Origin of the sequence: Mesorhizobium sp. M0678 (assembly GCF_040320505.1) — a bacterium.
GTDB lineage: Bacteria > Pseudomonadota > Alphaproteobacteria > Rhizobiales > Rhizobiaceae > Mesorhizobium.
The window spans coordinates 315,257-331,702 of the sequence record NZ_JAMYPT010000001.1; the positions used below are offsets into that span (position 1 = coordinate 315,257).

Consider the following 16,446-nt stretch of genomic DNA (forward strand, 5'->3'; position numbering starts at 1 on the left):
GCGGATTGGCGGGCGATGGCGTCCGTGTGAAAGAGCGTTAGGTGCTTCGATGACGAAATGGTCGCCGAATTCGTGGAGAGCTAAGCCGATCCAGCAGGTTCCTGCCTATCCGGATCTTGCCGCGCTGAGGAACACGGAAGCCCAGCTTGCCACGTTTCCGCCGTTGGTTTTTGCAGGTGAGGCACGCAAGCTGAAGAAGCAGCTTGCAGCCGTCGCTGCCGGTGACGCATTCCTTCTGCAGGGCGGCGATTGCGCCGAGAGCTTCGCCGAACATGGCGCCGACAATATCCGCGACTTCTTCCGCGTCTTCTTGCAGATGTCGGTGGTGCTGACCTTCGCCGGCGCCCAGCCGGTGGTGAAGGTCGGCCGTGTCGCCGGCCAGTTCGCCAAGCCGCGCTCGTCCGACAATGAGACCAAGGGCGGCGTGACGCTGCCGAGCTATCGCGGCGACATCATTAACGGCATCGAGTTCGACGCCAAGTCGCGCATTCCCGATCCTGCAAGACAGGAGATGGCGTACCGCCAGTCGGCGGCCACGCTCAACCTTTTGCGTGCCTTCGCCCAAGGTGGCTATGCCAGCCTGGAGAACGTGCATCAATGGATGCTTGGCTTCGTGTCCGACAGCCCGCAGGGGGAGAAATACGAGTCGCTCGCCAACCGCATCACCGAGACGATGGACTTCATGAAGGCCGTCGGCATCACCTCGGAGACCAATTACGCGCTGCGCGAGACCGATTTCTACACCAGCCACGAAGCGTTGCTGCTCGGTTATGAGGAGGCGCTGACCCGCGTCGATTCGACCTCCGGCGACTGGTACGCCACCTCCGGCCACATGATCTGGATCGGCGATCGCACGCGCCAGCCCGACCATGCCCATGTCGAATACTGCCGTGGTATCAAGAACCCGCTCGGCCTGAAATGTGGCCCGTCGCTGACGCCGGAAGGCCTCTTGCAGCTCATCGACCTGCTCAATCCGGAGAACGAGCCGGGACGGCTGACGCTGATCGCGCGTTTCGGTTCCGACAAGGTTGCTGACCACCTGCCGAAGCTGGTGCGCGCGGTGCAGAAGGAAGGCCGCAGCGTGGTGTGGTCGTCCGACCCGATGCATGGCAACACCATCGAGGCCGCCGGCTACAAGACACGGCCGTTCGACCGCATCCTGAAGGAGGTGCAGACCTTCTTCGAGGTGCATCGCGCCGAAGGCACGCATCCGGGCGGCATCCATGTCGAGATGACCGGCAAGAACGTCACGGAATGCACCGGTGGCGCCCGCGCCATCACCGCCGAAGAGCTGCAGGATCGCTACCACACCCATTGCGATCCGCGCCTCAACGCCGACCAGGCGATCGAGTTGGCGTTCCTGGTCTCCGATCTGCTCAAGAAGACCCATCCGGTGCAGCACAAGCAGGCCGTCAATGGCTGATACGATCTGAACTGTGATGTCATTGAAGAAGCGCCGGGCGAAAACCGGCGCTTTTTCTATTCAATCCCGCCGGTGTCGCGTTTGCTCGTGCCTAACGCGCGCAAAACTGGAATCCTGCCAGGCGATGGCAAATTGCATCGGGAGGCCGACATGGCTGACAGTCACAGCGGATCATGCTTGTGCGGGGCAGTGCGGTTCCAGACACGAGGACCGCTACGCGGTGTCGTCTACTGCCATTGCTCGCAGTGCCGGAAGCAGAGCGGGCATTTTTATTCGGCGACCAATGTTGCCGACCGCGACATCACAATCACCGGCGCGGAGAGCATCACCTGGTACGAGGCTTCTCCGTTCGCCAGGCGCGGCTTCTGCAAGACATGCGGCTCTCTGCTGTTCTGGAAGCCGAGCGATGACGGCTATGTTTCGGTCATGGCAGGGCTGTTCGACGCGCCAACCGGGCTTCAAGGAGAATGCCATATCTTCGTCGGCGACAAGGGCGATTATTACGCCATCGATGACGGGCTGCCGCAGTTCGAGAAGTCGACACCGTCGATCAAGGTGGCAGGCGACTGATTTTTGAAGGGGTCGCCTTATTCCCTTGGTCCAGCCATTGCGCTAATCCCCTGCCGGTGATTCCGAAGGGTTTTGGCATGCAGCGGCTGATCGACGCTTTTTACAATTCGGTGCGGGCGTTTCGCAAACTGGCCGCCGGCGAGGAGGCCTTCCAGCTGGAGCTGACACTGCTCGTGCTTGCCTTGCCGCTCGGCTGGTTCCTTTCGGAATCGTGGCGCGGCTATGCGTTGCTGATCGGCGCGGTTCTGCTCATGATCATGATCGAGGTGTTGAACACCGGCATCGAGGCGGCATGCGACGCGTTCAGCCGCGAATTCAACATCGATATCCAACTGGCCAAGGATTGCGGTTCGCTGGCGGTGCTGATTTCGGTGGTGATCGCTGCCGGCGTCTGGGGCGTCGCCGTCATCGAGCGGATCCTCGGGGTACCGATCTGAGGTTTCAGACACTACATGCCGTCACTGCATTTCTCGTTTTGACCATGATCTTTGGAAGACCGGTACCACTTTTCGGGATCATGGTCTGAGGAAACCGATATGGCCGATACCGCCGGATTTCTGCTGCTCGAACGGGAGGGCCTGCCGGACGATCTTCGCTGGCTGGTTGAAAAATTTCCACGCGAGGTCTGGCAGGCGCATGCCAACATCCACGGCATAGCCAATATGTGGCTGCAGCGGCACGACATGTTCCGCGAGCTTGGCGGCATGCTCACCAGTGGTATTGGCGATTATCGGGATGGCAGGCTGAACGCGCAGGAATTCGCGCGCTGGTTCGCGCCGCGCCTCAACCATTTCCTCGGCAATCTCGACGGCCACCACAATGTCGAGGACCATCATTATTTCCCGGTCTTCGCCAAGGCCGAGACCCGTCTGAAGCGCGGCTTCGAAATCCTGGATGCCGATCACCACACAATCCATGAGGGACTGGAGCGCAATGCCCAGGCGGCAAATGCCTTCATCCGCACGCTTCAGGAGAGCGAAGACAAACAGCGTTTCGCCGCCGATGCCTATGCTGACGAGAACAGCCGGCTGATCGCCATGTTGACCCGGCATCTTGCCGACGAGGAAGACCTGATCATTCCGCTGATCCTCGAGAAGGGTGATCGTGCGCTCGGCATTGATTGACGATCAGCTTCCCTTGTGGAGTTCCTTCTTGGCGACGATATGGGCCGCGAGCCAGCCGAGGATGGCCGCAACGAGGCCGATTGCCAGAGCGATCAGCAACCGCTCGTGGCGGGCCAGCGCCTGGCCGACGATGTGCTCCGCGCCCAGTCCGAAGACATAACCGACAGTGCAGAACAGTGCCGCCCAGACTACCGACGAGATGGCGTTGAGGATGATGAAGCGCGCCGCGGCGATGCCCGACAGCCCGGCCGCGATTCCGCCGACCAGTCGCAGGCCATAGATGTAACGGTTCGACAGCACGAAAATGTTGGGATGAGAGGTGACAAGGCGGTAGGCGTGGCTGAAGCCCGGCCGGGCTCGGAGCCTGATCACGAATTTATGGTCGGCGAAGCTCCGTCCCAAGATGAAGAACAACGTGTCGCCACCGAAGGCGCCGAGCGCGGCTGCGAGAAACGCCTGCCACGGGACGAAGACATGCTGATGCGCAAAAAAACCGCCAAGAATTGCGGCGCTTTCGCCCTCGGCGACGCAGCCCAGAAAAACCGCGACCAATCCATATTGCTCAATGAGACGATGGATGACTTCCGTCATGAAGACGTTCGCTGCTTCGACAGAATGTCGTCGATGCGCTTCACCTGCTCGGCCAGCCGGGCGATCTCGTCTCGCATGCCGATGATCTGGCTGTGGCGCAGTTCGTCGAGCTTTTCGTGTAACGCCATGATCTCGATCTCGGCCTTGAGATTGACCTCATAGTCGTGGGCGGCGTCGATACGATCGCGCTCAGTCTGGCGGTTCTGCGCCATCATGATCACTGGCGCCTGCAGGGCGGCAACCATGGAAAGCACGAGATTGAGGAAGATGAAGGGATAGGGATCGAAGGCGGCGCGCGACAAGAGCCAGACATTGCCTGCCGTCCACAGGATCAGGAAGCCAATGAATGCCAGGATGAAGGACCACGAGCCGCCGATCCGGGCGATGGTGTCGGCCAGGCGATCGCCAAACGTCTGGTGAAAGGCGACGGCCTTGTTGGTGTCCTTGGAGATCGTGGTGCGCTCGAGCGTAGATTGCAGTACCCGGCTTTCGAGCGCGCTGAGGCCGTCCGGCTTTCGCTTCAGCCAGCGGCTTGCCAGGTCCTCGATCGTTTTGTTCATCGTCGCCTCCGTCGTCAGCGATGAGGTAGAAGCTGCCGGTTCATACGGGAAGTGGTAGATTGACGCGATGGGGTCAGGAAACAATGGTGGATTTTCAGAAAATTCGCGCCCGTGCAGCGAAACGCAAAGGCGGTGACGCAGCGCTGACGTCGCTGCTGGGTCCTATGCCCGACAATGCCGCGGTGGCAAAGATTGCGGACGACCGGATCCTGTCTACCATGGCCGAGCGGGTTTTTGCCGCCGGCTTTGTCTGGCGCGTCATCGAGCAGAAATGGCCGGGTTTCGAGGAAGCATTTCTTGGCTTCGAGCCGAAGCGGCTGCTGTTCCAGCCTGACGATTTTTGGCACGATCTCACAGCCGACAAGCGCATCGTCCGCAATCCGCAGAAGATCAAATCCGTACGCGACAACGCAGCCTTCGTCGAGCGCGTGTCGAAGGAGCATGGCAGCTTCGGCAAGTTCCTGGCCAATTGGCCGGCGGATGACCAGGTCGGATTGATGGCCTATCTCGGCAAGCACGGCAGCCGGCTCGGCGGCAATACCGGCCAGTATTTTCTGCGCTGGCTGGAGTGGGACGCCTTCATCGTCTCGGCCGACATGGCGGCAGCGCTGCGCGACGCCGGGCTCGACCTCGCGCAGAGCCCGACATCGAAGAAGGACCTGGACAAGATCCAAGTGCAGATAAACGCCTGGGCGGCGGAAACCGGGCTGCCGCGCCGGCACATTTCGCGCATTCTGGCAATGTCGATCGGCGAGAACCATCCGCCGGAAGCCTTGCGCGAATATATGGGCGAATAGGATCGACTGTTTGGTCCAAACGAACGCCATTGCTCGACGAATTTTGCCGCGCTAAACCCACGGGCATGACAGACAAGACCGCTCCAGACGTATTGCGCATCGCCGTCGCCCAGCTCAATCCGACGGTCGGCGACGTCGCCGGCAATCTTGCCAAGGCACGCGAGGCGAGGGCGGATGCCGCCCGCCAAGGCGCCGACCTCGTGCTGTTTACCGAGCTTTTCCTTGCCGGCTATCCGCCTGAGGATCTGGTGCTGAAGCCCGGCTTCCTGAAGGCCTGCGAGCGGGCGGCGGAGGATTTCGCCGGCGATACCGCCGACGGCGGCCCGGGTTTCGTCATCGGCACGCCGTTGAAGCGCAAGACCGGCACGCACAATTCGATCATCTTTGCCGATGGCGGCAAGATCCTTGCCGAACGCTACAAGCTCGATCTGCCGAATTACGGTGAGTTCGACGAGAAGCGCGTCTTCCAGGCCGGCCCCGAGATCCAGGGGCCGGTCAATTTCCGCGGCGTGCGCGTGGGAGTGCCGATCTGCGAAGATATCTGGGGCGAGGTTGCTGTCTGCGAGACGCTGGCCGAAAGCGGCGCGGAAATCCTGCTGGTCCCGAACGGCTCGCCCTATTACCGCGGCAAGGTCGACGTCCGCCACCAGATCGTCATCCGCCAGGTCATCGAATGCGGACTGCCGATTATCTATGCCAACCAGCTTGGCGGCCAGGACGAGCTGGTTTTCGATGGCGCATCGTTTGCCATAGGTTCTGACAAGACGCTGGCCTTCCAGATGAGCCAGTTCGAGGAGACGGTCAACGTCACCACCTGGAAGCGAAAGAATGACATCTGGTTCTGCTCTGACGGACCGATGTCGAAAATCCCGGAGAAGGAGGAGGCCGACTACCGCGCCTGCATGTTGGGCCTGCGCGATTACGTCAACAAGAACGGCTTCAAGAATGTCGTGCTCGGCCTTTCCGGCGGCATCGATTCGGCGATCTGCGCGGCACTTGCCGTCGATGCGCTGGGCGAGGAACGGCTGCGCGCCGTGATGATGCCTTACCGCTACACTTCGAAGGACTCGCTGAAGGATGCCGAGGACTGCGCCCGCGCACTCGGCTGCCGCTACGATATCGTGCCGATCTTCGAGCCGGTCGAGGGCTTCCTGCACACGTTGACACAGCTTTTCGAGGGCACCAACGAAGGCATCACCGAGGAAAACCTGCAGAGCCGGGCCCGCGGCACCATCCTGATGGCGATTTCCAACAAGTTCGGCTCGATGGTGGTCACCACCGGCAACAAAAGCGAGATGTCGGTCGGCTACGCGACGCTCTATGGCGACATGAATGGCGGCTTCAATCCGATCAAGGACCTCTACAAGATGCAGGTCTATGCGCTGTCGCGCTGGCGCAACGCGCATGTGCCGCCGGGTGCGCTCGGTCCGTCCGGCGAGGTGATCCCGACCAACATCATCGACAAGGCGCCCTCGGCGGAACTGCGAGAGAACCAGACGGACCAGGATTCGCTGCCGCCCTATCCGGTGCTCGACGACATATTGGAGTGCCTAGTCGAAAACGAGATGGGTGTCGACGACATCGTCGCGCGCGGCCATGACCGGGCGACGGTGACGCGCGTCGAGCACCTGCTTTACGTCGCCGAATACAAGCGCCGGCAGGCGGCACCCGGTGTGAAGATCACCAGGAAGAATTTCGGCCGCGACCGCCGCTATCCCATTACCAACCGGTTCAGGGATGGCGGGTAGGCGATTGGCCTGTTTAACGGTTTAGCCATGGCCAACCTTGAAATCAGCTTCGACCCGTCGCGGATCGACTTCCGGGCGACGTCCGACATTTTGAAGGAGAGCTATTGGGGCAGCGGCCGCAGCGATGAACTGCACCGCCGCGCCTTCGCCAACTCACTGTGCGTCGGCGCCTATGTCGGCGGCAATCAGGTCGGCTTCGGCCGGGCGATCACCGACCGTACGGTATTTGCCTATCTCGCAGACATAATTGTCTGGCCCGGGTATCGCGGACAAGGCATCGGAACCCGGCTTGTCCAGGCGCTTATCGACCACTCGGACGTCAAGACGGTCACGCATTGGAGCCTGTCGACCAACGACGCCCATGCGGTTTACGAAAAGCTCGGCTTCAGGCCTTCCACCGACGGCCGCTATATGCGCTTCGACCGTATCCCGGCAACCTGAACAGAGGCAGCGCACAACCCGCGATTGTTGCAAATCGTCTCACTGCTTGGACCAGATGCGCTTTTGGCTATCTACTGACTTGGCGCGGCGTTGAGGCGTCTCTATAAACACCTCTCCGCGATTCCCCTTCAGGAGGAACCGAATGCCAGGATTTGACATCGTTATGCGAGGCCGCGAAGCCTAGGTCTTGGTCAGTGCGCCGCGAGATAGCCTCGCGGCAAGGCTGAACCGAGGCAGGTATTTCGCCGCTGCCGGTCGCCGCCCCTCTACAGGGCCGCCAAATACGCCAAACCTCCGCATCTCCGGGCGCCAAACGGCGCCGACGCGGTTTTTCAATTTCTACTTTCGTGGGATCGGGCTCGTTTGCGCCCGAATGACATCATGACTCGTTTTCGAATAGATTTGCGCGCGGGCGCCTTTCGCAGCGTTCTTGGCTTCACGCTCAGCCATTGGCGGCGTCAGCCGTGGCGACTTGCCGGCATTATGGGCACGTTCCTGCTGTCGACCTTGGCCGACGTGCTGACGCCGCTCTATTCCGGCCGGCTGGTGGATGCCGTCGCCAGCAGTGCTGCGGCCGACGATGTTGCGTGGAACGCGGCGACAGCGGCCTTTTCGATGCTGGTGGCCCTGGCGCTCACCGGTGTCGTGCTGCGCAATCTCGCCTTCATGGCCATTGTCGAGCTGACGTTGAAGATGATGGCGGATATCGCCGCCGACGCCTTCCACCGCGTCCAGCGCTTCTCCACCGACTGGCACGCCAACAGCTTCGCCGGATCGACGGTGCGCAAGATAACGCGCGGCATGTGGGCGCTCGACCTGCTCAACGACACGATCCTGATCGCGCTGCTGCCATCGGTCGTCATGCTCGTCGGCTCGACGCTGCTGCTTGGCTGGTTCTGGCCGCTGATGGGTGCTGTCGTCGCCACCGGTTCGGTTCTGTTCATCGCGGTGACGACGATGCTGTCGCTTGGCTATGTCGCGCCCGCGGCAAGGCTTGCCAATGCGTGGGATACACGGCTCGGCGGCTCGCTGGCCGACGCGGTGAGCTGCAATGCCGTGGTCAAGGGTTTTGGCGCCGAGGAACGCGAGGAGACACGGCTTGCCGAGGTCGTCGCTAAATGGCGCGGTCGCACGCGCCGCACCTGGATGCGCGGCACCGTCAACGGCACCACGCAAGGGACGATGCTGCTGCTTTTGAGGGCAGCGGTTATCGGATTCTCCCTGCTGTTGTGGTCGTGGGGGCAGGCGAGCGCCGGCGATGTCGCCTTCGTGTTGACCTCATTCTTCGTGCTGCAAGGCTATCTGCGCGACATCGGCACACATATCCGCAATCTGCAGCGCTCGATCAACGACATGGAGGAACTGGTCGACTTCCAGTCCGAACCACTCGGCATCGAGGATCGGCCCGGAGCCAAACCGATCCGGATCACCGATGGCCGTATCACCTTCGACAAGGTCACGTTCCATTATGGCAGCCACCGCCTGCCGCTCTATCGCGACTTTTCGGTGGACATCGCGCCGGGCGAACGGGTTGGGCTGGTTGGCCATTCGGGCTCCGGCAAGACGACATTCGTCAAGCTGATCCAGCGCCTCTACGACGTGACTGCGGGCAATATCCTGATCGACGGCCAGGATATTGCCAATGTGGCGCAGGCGTCGCTGCGCGCACAGATCGCGATTGTCCAGCAGGAGCCGATCCTGTTTCACCGGTCGCTGGCCGAAAACATCGCCTATGCCCGGCCGGCCGCCATGCAGGCCGAGATCGAGCACGCGGCGCGATTGGCCAGCGCGCATGACTTCATCGCCAATTTGCCGAAAGGCTATGGCACGCTGGTCGGCGAGCGTGGCGTAAAGCTATCGGGTGGTGAGCGTCAACGCGTTGCAATCGCACGCGCCTTTCTTGCCGATGCGCGCATTCTCATCCTGGATGAGGCAACGTCGAGCCTCGATTCGGAATCGGAGGTGCTGATCCAGCAGGCGATGGAGCGCTTGATGGTCGGCCGCACGACGCTGGTCATTGCCCACCGGCTGTCGACGGTGCGGGCGCTGGACAGGCTTTTGGTGTTCGATCGCGGCCGCATCGTCGAAGAGGGCTCGCATGACCAGCTGATCCGGCTGCAAGGCGGCATCTACCGCCGGCTGTTCGAACGCCAGGCGCTTGAGCTGACCAAAGGCATGGTGATCTGACGGTTGCGGCGCCGCGCGTCCTGATGGACGCGTGGCGCTGCAGTCTTTTCTTCGCCTTCGTCATGTTCTATGTCTGCCGCCGAGCGCGGGGGCGCGTCTTGTCAATAGCAAAACCATCCGGTACGCCCCGCTCATGACAGTTACCGTCCGTTTCGCCCCGTCACCGACCGGCCGCATCCATATCGGCAATGCGCGCACCGCTCTGTTCAACTGGCTGTTCGCCATCAAGAACAAGGGCCGCTTCATCCAGCGCTTCGACGACACCGACGTTGCCCGTTCGACGCAGGAATTTTCCGACGCCATCCTTTATGACCTGCATTGGCTGGCCATCTTCCCCGACGCCACGGAGTATCAGTCGCGGCGGGTCGAAATCTATGATGCCGCACTGCAGAAGCTGAAGGAGGCGCGCCTCGTCTATGCCTGCTATGAGACGCCTGAAGAGCTCGACCTGAGGCGCAAGGTGCGCCGCACGCGTGGCCTGCCGCCAGTCTATGGCCGCGAGGCGCTGACGCTGGCACCCGAGCAGGTGGCGGAATATGAGGCCGATGGCCGGCGGCCGCACTGGCGCTTTCTGCTGCCCAACTTCAGCAGCGATCCGCTGCAGCCGGAGCGCACCGAAATCCAGTGGAACGACCTGGTGCGCGGCGAAGAGACCGTCGACCTCGCCTCGCTTTCAGACCCGGTTCTGCGGCGTGAGGACGGCACCTACCTCTATACATTGCCTTCGGTTGTCGACGACATCGACATGGGCGTCAGCCATGTCATTCGCGGCGACGACCACGTCACCAATACCGGCGTCCAGATAGCCCTGTTCCGAGCACTTGGCGCGGAGCCGCCGGTGTTCGGCCACCACAATCTCCTGACAACGGCATCAGGCGAGGGACTTTCGAAGCGCACCGGCGCGCTGTCCATCCAGAGCCTGCGTGAGAGCGGCATCGAGCCGATGGCGATCGCTTCGCTGGCGGTGCTCGTCGGCACCTCGGAAAACGTCGTGGCGGTGCCAACGATGGCCGAGCTAGCCGAGCGCTTCGATCCGGCTGCAACATCGAAATCCGCCGCCAAATTCGACCCGGACGAGCTCTTCGTGCTCAACCGCACGCTGCTGCATCACATGCCGTTTTCCGAGGCGCGCGACCGGCTGATCGTGCTCGGCATCTCCGGCGAACAGGCCGAGCCTTTCTGGCTGGCCGTGCGCGGCAATCTCGACAGGCTGGCCGATGCGGCGATCTGGTGGCGTACGCTTCGAGACGGTCCAGAGGAGCCGGCGGAGTTTTCCGACGATGACCGCGACTTTCTTCGCCAGGCGTTCGAACTGCTGCCGGAGGAGCCTTGGAACGGCACCGTCTGGAAAGACTGGACCGGCAAGATCCGAGAGGCGAGCGGCCGTAAGGGCAAGGCGCTGTTCATGCCGCTCAGGCTGGCGCTTACGGGACAGCCTTCGGGTCCGGAGCTTGCAGATCTGTTGCCGCTGCTGGGTCGGGAAGGAACGTTGGCCCGACGACCCTGACCTTGCGCTGTTCTGGCGGGGGCAGGGACGTCGGCGAAGGCACGGGCTTGACGGCAAGGCGTCTGATCGCCTCACGGTCGAGACCGTCTTGCGCATTGGCCAAGGACTCCGGGTCGGCGCCCGGATCAGGCCTAGCAACCGGCAGCGGAATGAACGGGGTACTCTCTACATTCGCCTCAGATTGTGCCCGGGTTGGCGGGTTGCCGGCGATGATCTCGAAATTCTGCGCGGCATTGCAGCCGCAGGTCGGCGGCCGCGGCATGTCGGACTGCTTGTAGAGGTAGGCCGTCGGCAGTTCGATATAAGGCCTGCCGGTCACCGAAGACGTCATGGACGCCGAATCGCCATTCATGCCGCGCGTGTAGAAAACCTGCATTTCTGTGCCGGGGCAGCTCGATTCGCAATTCTTCTGGTCGCGCTCGAAATCGCCCAGTGAGGCGGCATTCGACATCGGAAAGAAATAACCGTCGCAGGTCCGCACGCACATGGTGCGGAATTCGCCTCGCGGCTGGCCCAACTCGTCGGCGTTGTTGAGCATGGTGCGAATGTTGCGCGGCTGACTTAGTTCTTCAGCCTGGTCGGGCTCTTCAGGCTGATCGGGCGCACCGGGTTCAGTTGCGTCACTGCCCAAAAGCTGGTCGAGCAGGTTTCGCTTGCCGTTTTCACGGCTGGCTTCGCGGACCGGCGCGGGCGTCCGCGCCGCCCCATCATCGCGGCAGCCATTGGCGTCAAGCAACGTCAATATGCGCGCGCGATCGCGTCGCGAACCACCGCCGGCAAGGTCGGCGCGCTTGGCCTGGAGGGCGTCGAGATTGGCTGCCATGCGATCGATGGTGGCGTCGAGTGCCGCGCATGCATTGGCGTTGCGGCGAGACAGCGAAAAGCCGCAGCCGGCGCTGCTGGCCTGGCTGACGGCCTTTGAAATCTGCTGGCGCTGCCGGACGATTGCGTCGTCATATTTCCTGAGCAAAGCCGGTTTGCCGCCGCCACCACGAGAAGCGGCGGCAAGATCGGCTTCAAGCTGGCGGCAGAGGCGCGGAGCGGCCTGCGCCTGAGTGACGGCAATGCCGCACAGTAGCAGAGCGCCGAGCAGCGCGGCGGCCCGCGTCAGCTTCCAACATGCGCCCGTCATCCCTCCGAAACTCCGCCTGCCTGTCGTTCAGAAAGCTACCGCGCTTGCGGTTAACCGTTTGTTTAGCATACCGCCGATTCCGGCTTCATCCCAAATCGGATGGCTTGCGCCGGTGCGCGGCTTCGACCACGACCAGCGCTGTCATATCGACCACGCCGCACGACATACTCGGACAGAGCCACGACCGAGACATCCTGGCGATGCACGAAAAAGGCGTATTCGCCCAGAAGAATGCCCGGATCCAGAATGCCCGGAGGCTTGGCATGACCGCGATTACCCGTCGAGCCGCAGTGCAGTTTGGTCTTTTGTGCCTGGCGATGCCGGATGCCATGGCGCAGGAAAAGCCCATCACGCCGGATTGGGGTACCAAATTGGTCGAAGCTGCCCGTGAGCAGATCGGCGTCACCATGCTCTACGATCCGACCTATACACGCCTGGCCTATCCGGGCGGGGACGTTGGGCCCGAGCGGGGTGTGTGCACGGATGTCGTGATCCGTGCCTATCGCCGCGCCTTCGATCTCGACCTGCAAGAATTGGTGCATGAGGATATGCGGGCCAATTTTGCCGCCTATCCGAAGGCTTGGGGCTTGAAGGCGCCCGACCGCAACATCGACCACCGCCGTGTGCCCAACCTTGCGGTCTATTTCGAGCGGCGCGGTGCTGCCTTGCCCGTCAGCCAAGACCCGGCCGACTATCGGCCAGGGGATCTCATCGCCCAGATGCTGCCCGGCAATCTGTCGCATATTGCCATCGTGTCGTCCAATCGCTCCACTTTGGTACCGACAAGAAGACTGGTCATTCACAATATCGGCGGCGGCGCCAGGGAAGAGGACACTTTGTTTGCCTTCAGGCAGACAGGACATTTCCGGTTCAGGCCAATCTGAGAAAGCCCGCGGCTATTCCAGATCGACGATGGCTTGCGCCTTGTGCGCGGCTTCGACCACGGCCAGTGCCGTCATATTGACGACGCCGCGCGACGTCACCGACGGCGTCAATATATGCGCCGGGCTGTCGGTGCCGAGCAGGATCGGGCCGACATGCAGCGCGTCCATCATTGTGCGCAGCGCCGTCAGTGTGATGTTCGCCGAATCGAGATTGGGGAACACCAGCAGATTGGCTTCGCCTTTCAGCCGCGAATGCGGATAGACGCGTTGGCGCAGCTGCTCCGATAGTGCCGAGTCGGCATGCATCTCGCCGTCGCATTGCAGGTCGGGCGCGATGCGCGCCAGGATTGCCGCTGCCTGCCGCATCTTCATGGCGCTTGGCGAATCGCGAGAGCCGAAATCAGAATGCGAAAGCAGGGCTGCCTTGGGCTCGATGCCGAAACGCTGAATTTCCTCGGCCGCCAAAACGGTCATTTCCGCTATTTCTTCGGCGGTCGGGTCGACGGAGACATGGGTGTCGGTGAGGAAAATGATGCCGCGCTGCGAGATCAGCATGGAGAGCGTCGACAGGTCGCGATCCCTAATGCCGGCGCGTGGCCCGATGATCAACGTCACGTTGCGCAGATGGCGCTCGAATCGGCCTTCGAGGCCGCAGACCATGGCGTCGGCGTCGCCGCGCTTCAGGGCAAGGGCCGCGATCACCGTATTATCGGTGCGCACCATGGTGCGCGCGGCTTCCGTCGTCACCCCACGCCGGCCGGCAAGCTCGATCAAAAGGTCAACATAGTGGCGGTAACGCGGATCGTCTTCCGGGTTGATCAAGCCGAAATCGATGCCCGGCTTGATGCGCAGCCCGTAGCGCTTCAGCCGCACCTCGATGACATGCGGGCGGCCGATCAGGATCGGTTCGGCAATGCCTTCCTCGAGCACGACCTGCGCGGCGCGAAGCACGCGCTCGTCCTCGCCGTCGGCATAAATGACGCGCTTGGCGCTCGACGTCTTGGCCATCGAGAATACCGGCTTCATGACCAGGCCGGAGCGGAAGACGAAGCGGTTCAGCTTGTCGATATAGGCGGCGAAATCTGTGATCGGCCGGGTCGCGACGCCGGTCTCGCACGCTGCCTTGGCGACAGCAGGGGCAATGCGCAGGATCAGCCGCGGATCGAAAGGCGAGGGGATCAGGAACTCCGGACCAAAGATCGGCGTCTCGCCGGAATAGGCACGCGCGGCAACGTCGGACGGCTCTTCGCGGGCAAGCGCTGCAATCGCTCGCACGGCGGCCATTTTCATCTCTTCGTTGATGGCGCTTGCACCACAATCCAGCGCGCCACGGAAGATGTAGGGAAAACAGAGTACGTTGTTGACTTGGTTGGGGAAATCGGAGCGGCCTGTGCAGATCATCGCGTCGGGCCGTGCTGCCCGCGCCGCTTCCGGCATGATCTCGGGATTGGGGTTGGCCAGCGCGAGGATCAACGGCTTGGGCGCCATGTGGTGGAGCAGTTCCGGTTTCAGTACGCCGGCGGCAGACAGGCCGAGAAACACGTCGGCGCCGGGCAGAACGTCAGCCAGCGCGCGCGCCTCGGTATCCTTCACGTAGGGGTCTTTCCAGCGGTCCATCTCCTCGACGCGGCCCTTATGGGCGACCCCGAACCGGTCGGTGACCCAGATGTTTTCGACCCGCGCGCCGAGCGAGACCAGAAGGTTGAGGCACGCAAGCGCCGCAGCACCTGCGCCCGACGTGACGATCTTGATGTCGGAGATGGACTTGCCGGCGAATTCCAGCCCATTGAGCACAGCGGCGGCGACGATGATGGCGGTGCCGTGCTGGTCGTCATGGAAGACCGGTATGCCCATGCGGGCTTTCAACTGTTCCTCGACTTCGAAGCATTCGGGCGCCTTGATGTCTTCCAGGTTGATGCCGCCGAAGGTTGGTTCCAGCGCCGAGATCGTCTCGACCATGCGCTCGATGCCCGGTGCATCGATCTCGATGTCGAAGACGTCGATGCCGGCGAACTTCTTGAACAGTACGGCCTTGCCTTCCATCACCGGCTTGGAGGCGAGCGGACCGATATTGCCGAGGCCCAGCACCGCCGAACCGTTGGTGACAACGCCGACCAGATTGGCGCGGGCTGTATAGTCGGCGGCGGTTGCCGGGTCGTCGCGGATTTCAAGGCAGGGGGCGGCGACCCCCGGCGAATAGGCAAGCGCCAGGTCGCGCTGATTGCCCAGTGGCTTCGTCGCCTGGATTTCCAGCTTTCCGGGACGGGGGTGCTTATGGAAATAGAGCGCTGCTTCGTCGAGGTCGGATCGGGCCGCCTTCTTGCTTTCGCCTGTCATGACGGCCGCCTCCTCAGTTCAGTCCGTTTGGTGTTTTGAGTCTCTTAGCATGCAGCCGCAGCTTTTCGAGGGGTGATATGTCGCAAGCGCGACGCTCTGCCTCGCATTAGCCTAACTTTGCGATCTGCTGTGGAAGATGTTTGCGACGAAGTAGTGCTGCGGCGAGCTATGTCGGCGCCGGTTCGAATGATCATTATGTGTGGAGGGCGGTCGCTTAGTTCTCGACGATAAAGGTGCCGTCCGTGTCTTGGTAGACGAACAACTCGACGGCGTCGTGCTTTTGACGGTCGGTCGAGATCGCGACGAAGTCATCCCCTTCCAAGTGAAAGGTAATCTCTTGATCGGTAGATGTGACGCGTTCGATGTGCGAACCGCTTGCTGCGTCACTCATGCGCAGCGACACCTCTGAATAGGCGGTAAGGCCGGTGCCGTCGGAGAAAAGAACAGTAATCCCGTACCCTTCTTCACTTCTTCCAACGGACCGTATCGACTTGCCGATCATTCTTTCTGCGAAGGTTTTCACAGTACTCCTCCCGATCCGTCGTTAGGAGAAACAGGATCAGTCGGTGGCAGGCGAACCTTGGCTTTAGCAATCATCCATTCGACTACTTCAACGGAAACCTCGGGCTGACCTAAGGTAATCGTCATCTTTCCATCAATGTCCGAGAAAAAAATCTCGCCCACTATGTGATTGTCCTGGTCGACGAGCTCCAGGTACATGCCATCCCGTTGAACATCACTGCCAATCGTTGCTTCATAATTCCGCCCGGCCAGTTCAACCATGCCGCCAGTATCTGCGAAAGACGCAAGGCCCGCAATGGATGGAAAGCGGACGCTACAGTCCCGTCGAAAGGCGGCTCTGCAGCGCTTGCACCTCTTCTCGCGAAAGGGGCGCGCTCTCGTCTGACAGGAAGAACAGAACCTCCAAGACGCCCTCGTCCGCAAAGTTGAAGTCGTCGCTCATGATCAGCGCATCGGCAACATAGGCGGCGGCTTGGACCGGGAGCGTGCCGTCCGCCAGCCCGTTAACCAGCACGTCCACATGCCGACGGTCAATGATCGTATTTGGCCCCTCAGTGATGATGACATGCCCCACGGAGCCAGGCTTGGATGCGGCGGTCACGCATTCGGTCACTTCGGCTTCA

17 protein-coding genes are annotated in these 16,446 nt (G+C 61.8%); 10 read left to right on the plus strand and 7 right to left on the minus strand.

The features are described from left to right. Positions 1-49: 49 nt before the first annotated feature. From NKI29_RS01460 to NKI29_RS01475, 4 genes are all read left to right on the plus strand, one after another. Positions 50-1,423, plus strand: a complete 1,374-nt coding sequence (locus tag NKI29_RS01460; protein WP_352568786.1) for a class II 3-deoxy-7-phosphoheptulonate synthase — start codon at positions 50-52, stop codon at positions 1,421-1,423. A 150-nt stretch (positions 1,424-1,573) separates the two neighbouring features. Further along, positions 1,574-1,993 (plus strand): GFA family protein, encoded by a 420-nt coding sequence (locus NKI29_RS01465; RefSeq protein ID WP_352568785.1) that lies wholly within the window; start codon positions 1,574-1,576, stop codon positions 1,991-1,993. Positions 1,994-2,070: 77 nt separating this feature from the next. Then, the gene (locus NKI29_RS01470) at positions 2,071-2,430 is read left to right on the plus strand and encodes a diacylglycerol kinase (RefSeq protein WP_031212866.1); all 360 of its coding nucleotides are present in this window, start codon (positions 2,071-2,073) and stop codon (positions 2,428-2,430) included. A 99-nt stretch (positions 2,431-2,529) separates the two neighbouring features. Further along, entirely contained in the window at positions 2,530-3,117 is a 588-nt protein-coding gene (locus NKI29_RS01475) for a hemerythrin domain-containing protein (protein ID WP_352684153.1), read from the plus strand. A gap of 3 nt (positions 3,118-3,120) precedes the next feature. Here the strand turns inward: NKI29_RS01475 and NKI29_RS01480 are convergent, their stop codons facing one another. Together NKI29_RS01480 and NKI29_RS01485 are read right to left on the minus strand one after the other, a co-directional pair. Then, positions 3,121-3,708: a DedA family protein gene (locus tag NKI29_RS01480; RefSeq protein WP_352684155.1), complete on the minus strand. Its 588-nt coding sequence runs from the start codon at positions 3,706-3,708 to the stop codon at positions 3,121-3,123. After that, positions 3,705-4,268 carry a DUF1003 domain-containing protein gene (locus NKI29_RS01485; protein ID WP_023680015.1) on the minus strand — a complete coding sequence of 188 codons (564 nt, stop codon included), beginning with the start codon at positions 4,266-4,268 and terminating at the stop codon, positions 3,705-3,707. The genes NKI29_RS01480 and NKI29_RS01485 overlap by 4 nt, the downstream gene beginning before the upstream one ends. Before the next feature lie 83 nt (positions 4,269-4,351). On the opposite strand from NKI29_RS01485, the gene NKI29_RS01490 reads away from it, so the two are divergent. From NKI29_RS01490 to gltX, 5 genes are all read left to right on the plus strand, one after another. Then, positions 4,352-5,065 carry a DNA-3-methyladenine glycosylase I gene (locus NKI29_RS01490; RefSeq protein WP_352684158.1) on the plus strand — a complete coding sequence of 238 codons (714 nt, stop codon included), beginning with the start codon at positions 4,352-4,354 and terminating at the stop codon, positions 5,063-5,065. A 65-nt stretch (positions 5,066-5,130) separates the two neighbouring features. Further along, complete coding sequence (locus tag NKI29_RS01495) at positions 5,131-6,813, plus strand: NAD+ synthase (protein WP_352795412.1); 1,683 nt, start codon at positions 5,131-5,133, stop codon at positions 6,811-6,813. A gap of 27 nt (positions 6,814-6,840) precedes the next feature. Next, positions 6,841-7,254 (plus strand): GNAT family N-acetyltransferase, encoded by a 414-nt coding sequence (locus NKI29_RS01500; protein ID WP_352619846.1) that lies wholly within the window; start codon positions 6,841-6,843, stop codon positions 7,252-7,254. A 381-nt stretch (positions 7,255-7,635) separates the two neighbouring features. Next, on the plus strand, positions 7,636-9,441 hold the full coding sequence (locus tag NKI29_RS01505) for an ABC transporter ATP-binding protein (protein WP_352568776.1): 1,806 nt from the start codon (positions 7,636-7,638) through the stop codon (positions 9,439-9,441). A gap of 133 nt (positions 9,442-9,574) precedes the next feature. Next, positions 9,575-10,948, plus strand: coding sequence for a glutamate--tRNA ligase (gene gltX / locus NKI29_RS01510; protein WP_352795414.1), 1,374 nt, complete (start codon positions 9,575-9,577; stop codon positions 10,946-10,948). On the opposite strand, the gene NKI29_RS01515 is transcribed toward gltX, so the two are convergent. Beyond that, entirely contained in the window at positions 10,866-12,080 is a 1,215-nt protein-coding gene (locus NKI29_RS01515) for a DUF2865 domain-containing protein (RefSeq protein WP_352568774.1), read from the minus strand. The genes gltX and NKI29_RS01515 overlap by 83 nt on opposite strands. A gap of 263 nt (positions 12,081-12,343) precedes the next feature. Between NKI29_RS01515 and NKI29_RS01520 the strand changes: the two genes are divergently transcribed. Beyond that, entirely contained in the window at positions 12,344-12,964 is a 621-nt protein-coding gene (locus tag NKI29_RS01520; RefSeq protein WP_051406245.1) for a DUF1287 domain-containing protein, read from the plus strand. Positions 12,965-12,976: 12 nt separating this feature from the next. On the opposite strand, the gene NKI29_RS01525 is transcribed toward NKI29_RS01520, so the two are convergent. The 4 genes from NKI29_RS01525 to NKI29_RS01540 all read right to left on the minus strand — a co-directional run bounded on the left by NKI29_RS01525 (position 12,977) and on the right by NKI29_RS01540 (position 16,436). After that, the gene (locus tag NKI29_RS01525; RefSeq protein ID WP_352568773.1) at positions 12,977-15,301 is read right to left on the minus strand and encodes an NADP-dependent malic enzyme; all 2,325 of its coding nucleotides are present in this window, start codon (positions 15,299-15,301) and stop codon (positions 12,977-12,979) included. 214 nt (positions 15,302-15,515) lie between these two features. Further along, complete coding sequence (locus tag NKI29_RS01530) at positions 15,516-15,824, minus strand: hypothetical protein (RefSeq protein WP_352568772.1); 309 nt, start codon at positions 15,822-15,824, stop codon at positions 15,516-15,518. After that, positions 15,821-16,084 carry a hypothetical protein gene (locus NKI29_RS01535; RefSeq protein WP_352568771.1) on the minus strand — a complete coding sequence of 88 codons (264 nt, stop codon included), beginning with the start codon at positions 16,082-16,084 and terminating at the stop codon, positions 15,821-15,823. The genes NKI29_RS01530 and NKI29_RS01535 overlap by 4 nt, the downstream gene beginning before the upstream one ends. Before the next feature lie 52 nt (positions 16,085-16,136). Beyond that, complete coding sequence (locus NKI29_RS01540) at positions 16,137-16,436, minus strand: hypothetical protein (RefSeq protein ID WP_352568770.1); 300 nt, start codon at positions 16,434-16,436, stop codon at positions 16,137-16,139. Positions 16,437-16,446: the final 10 nt, after the last annotated feature.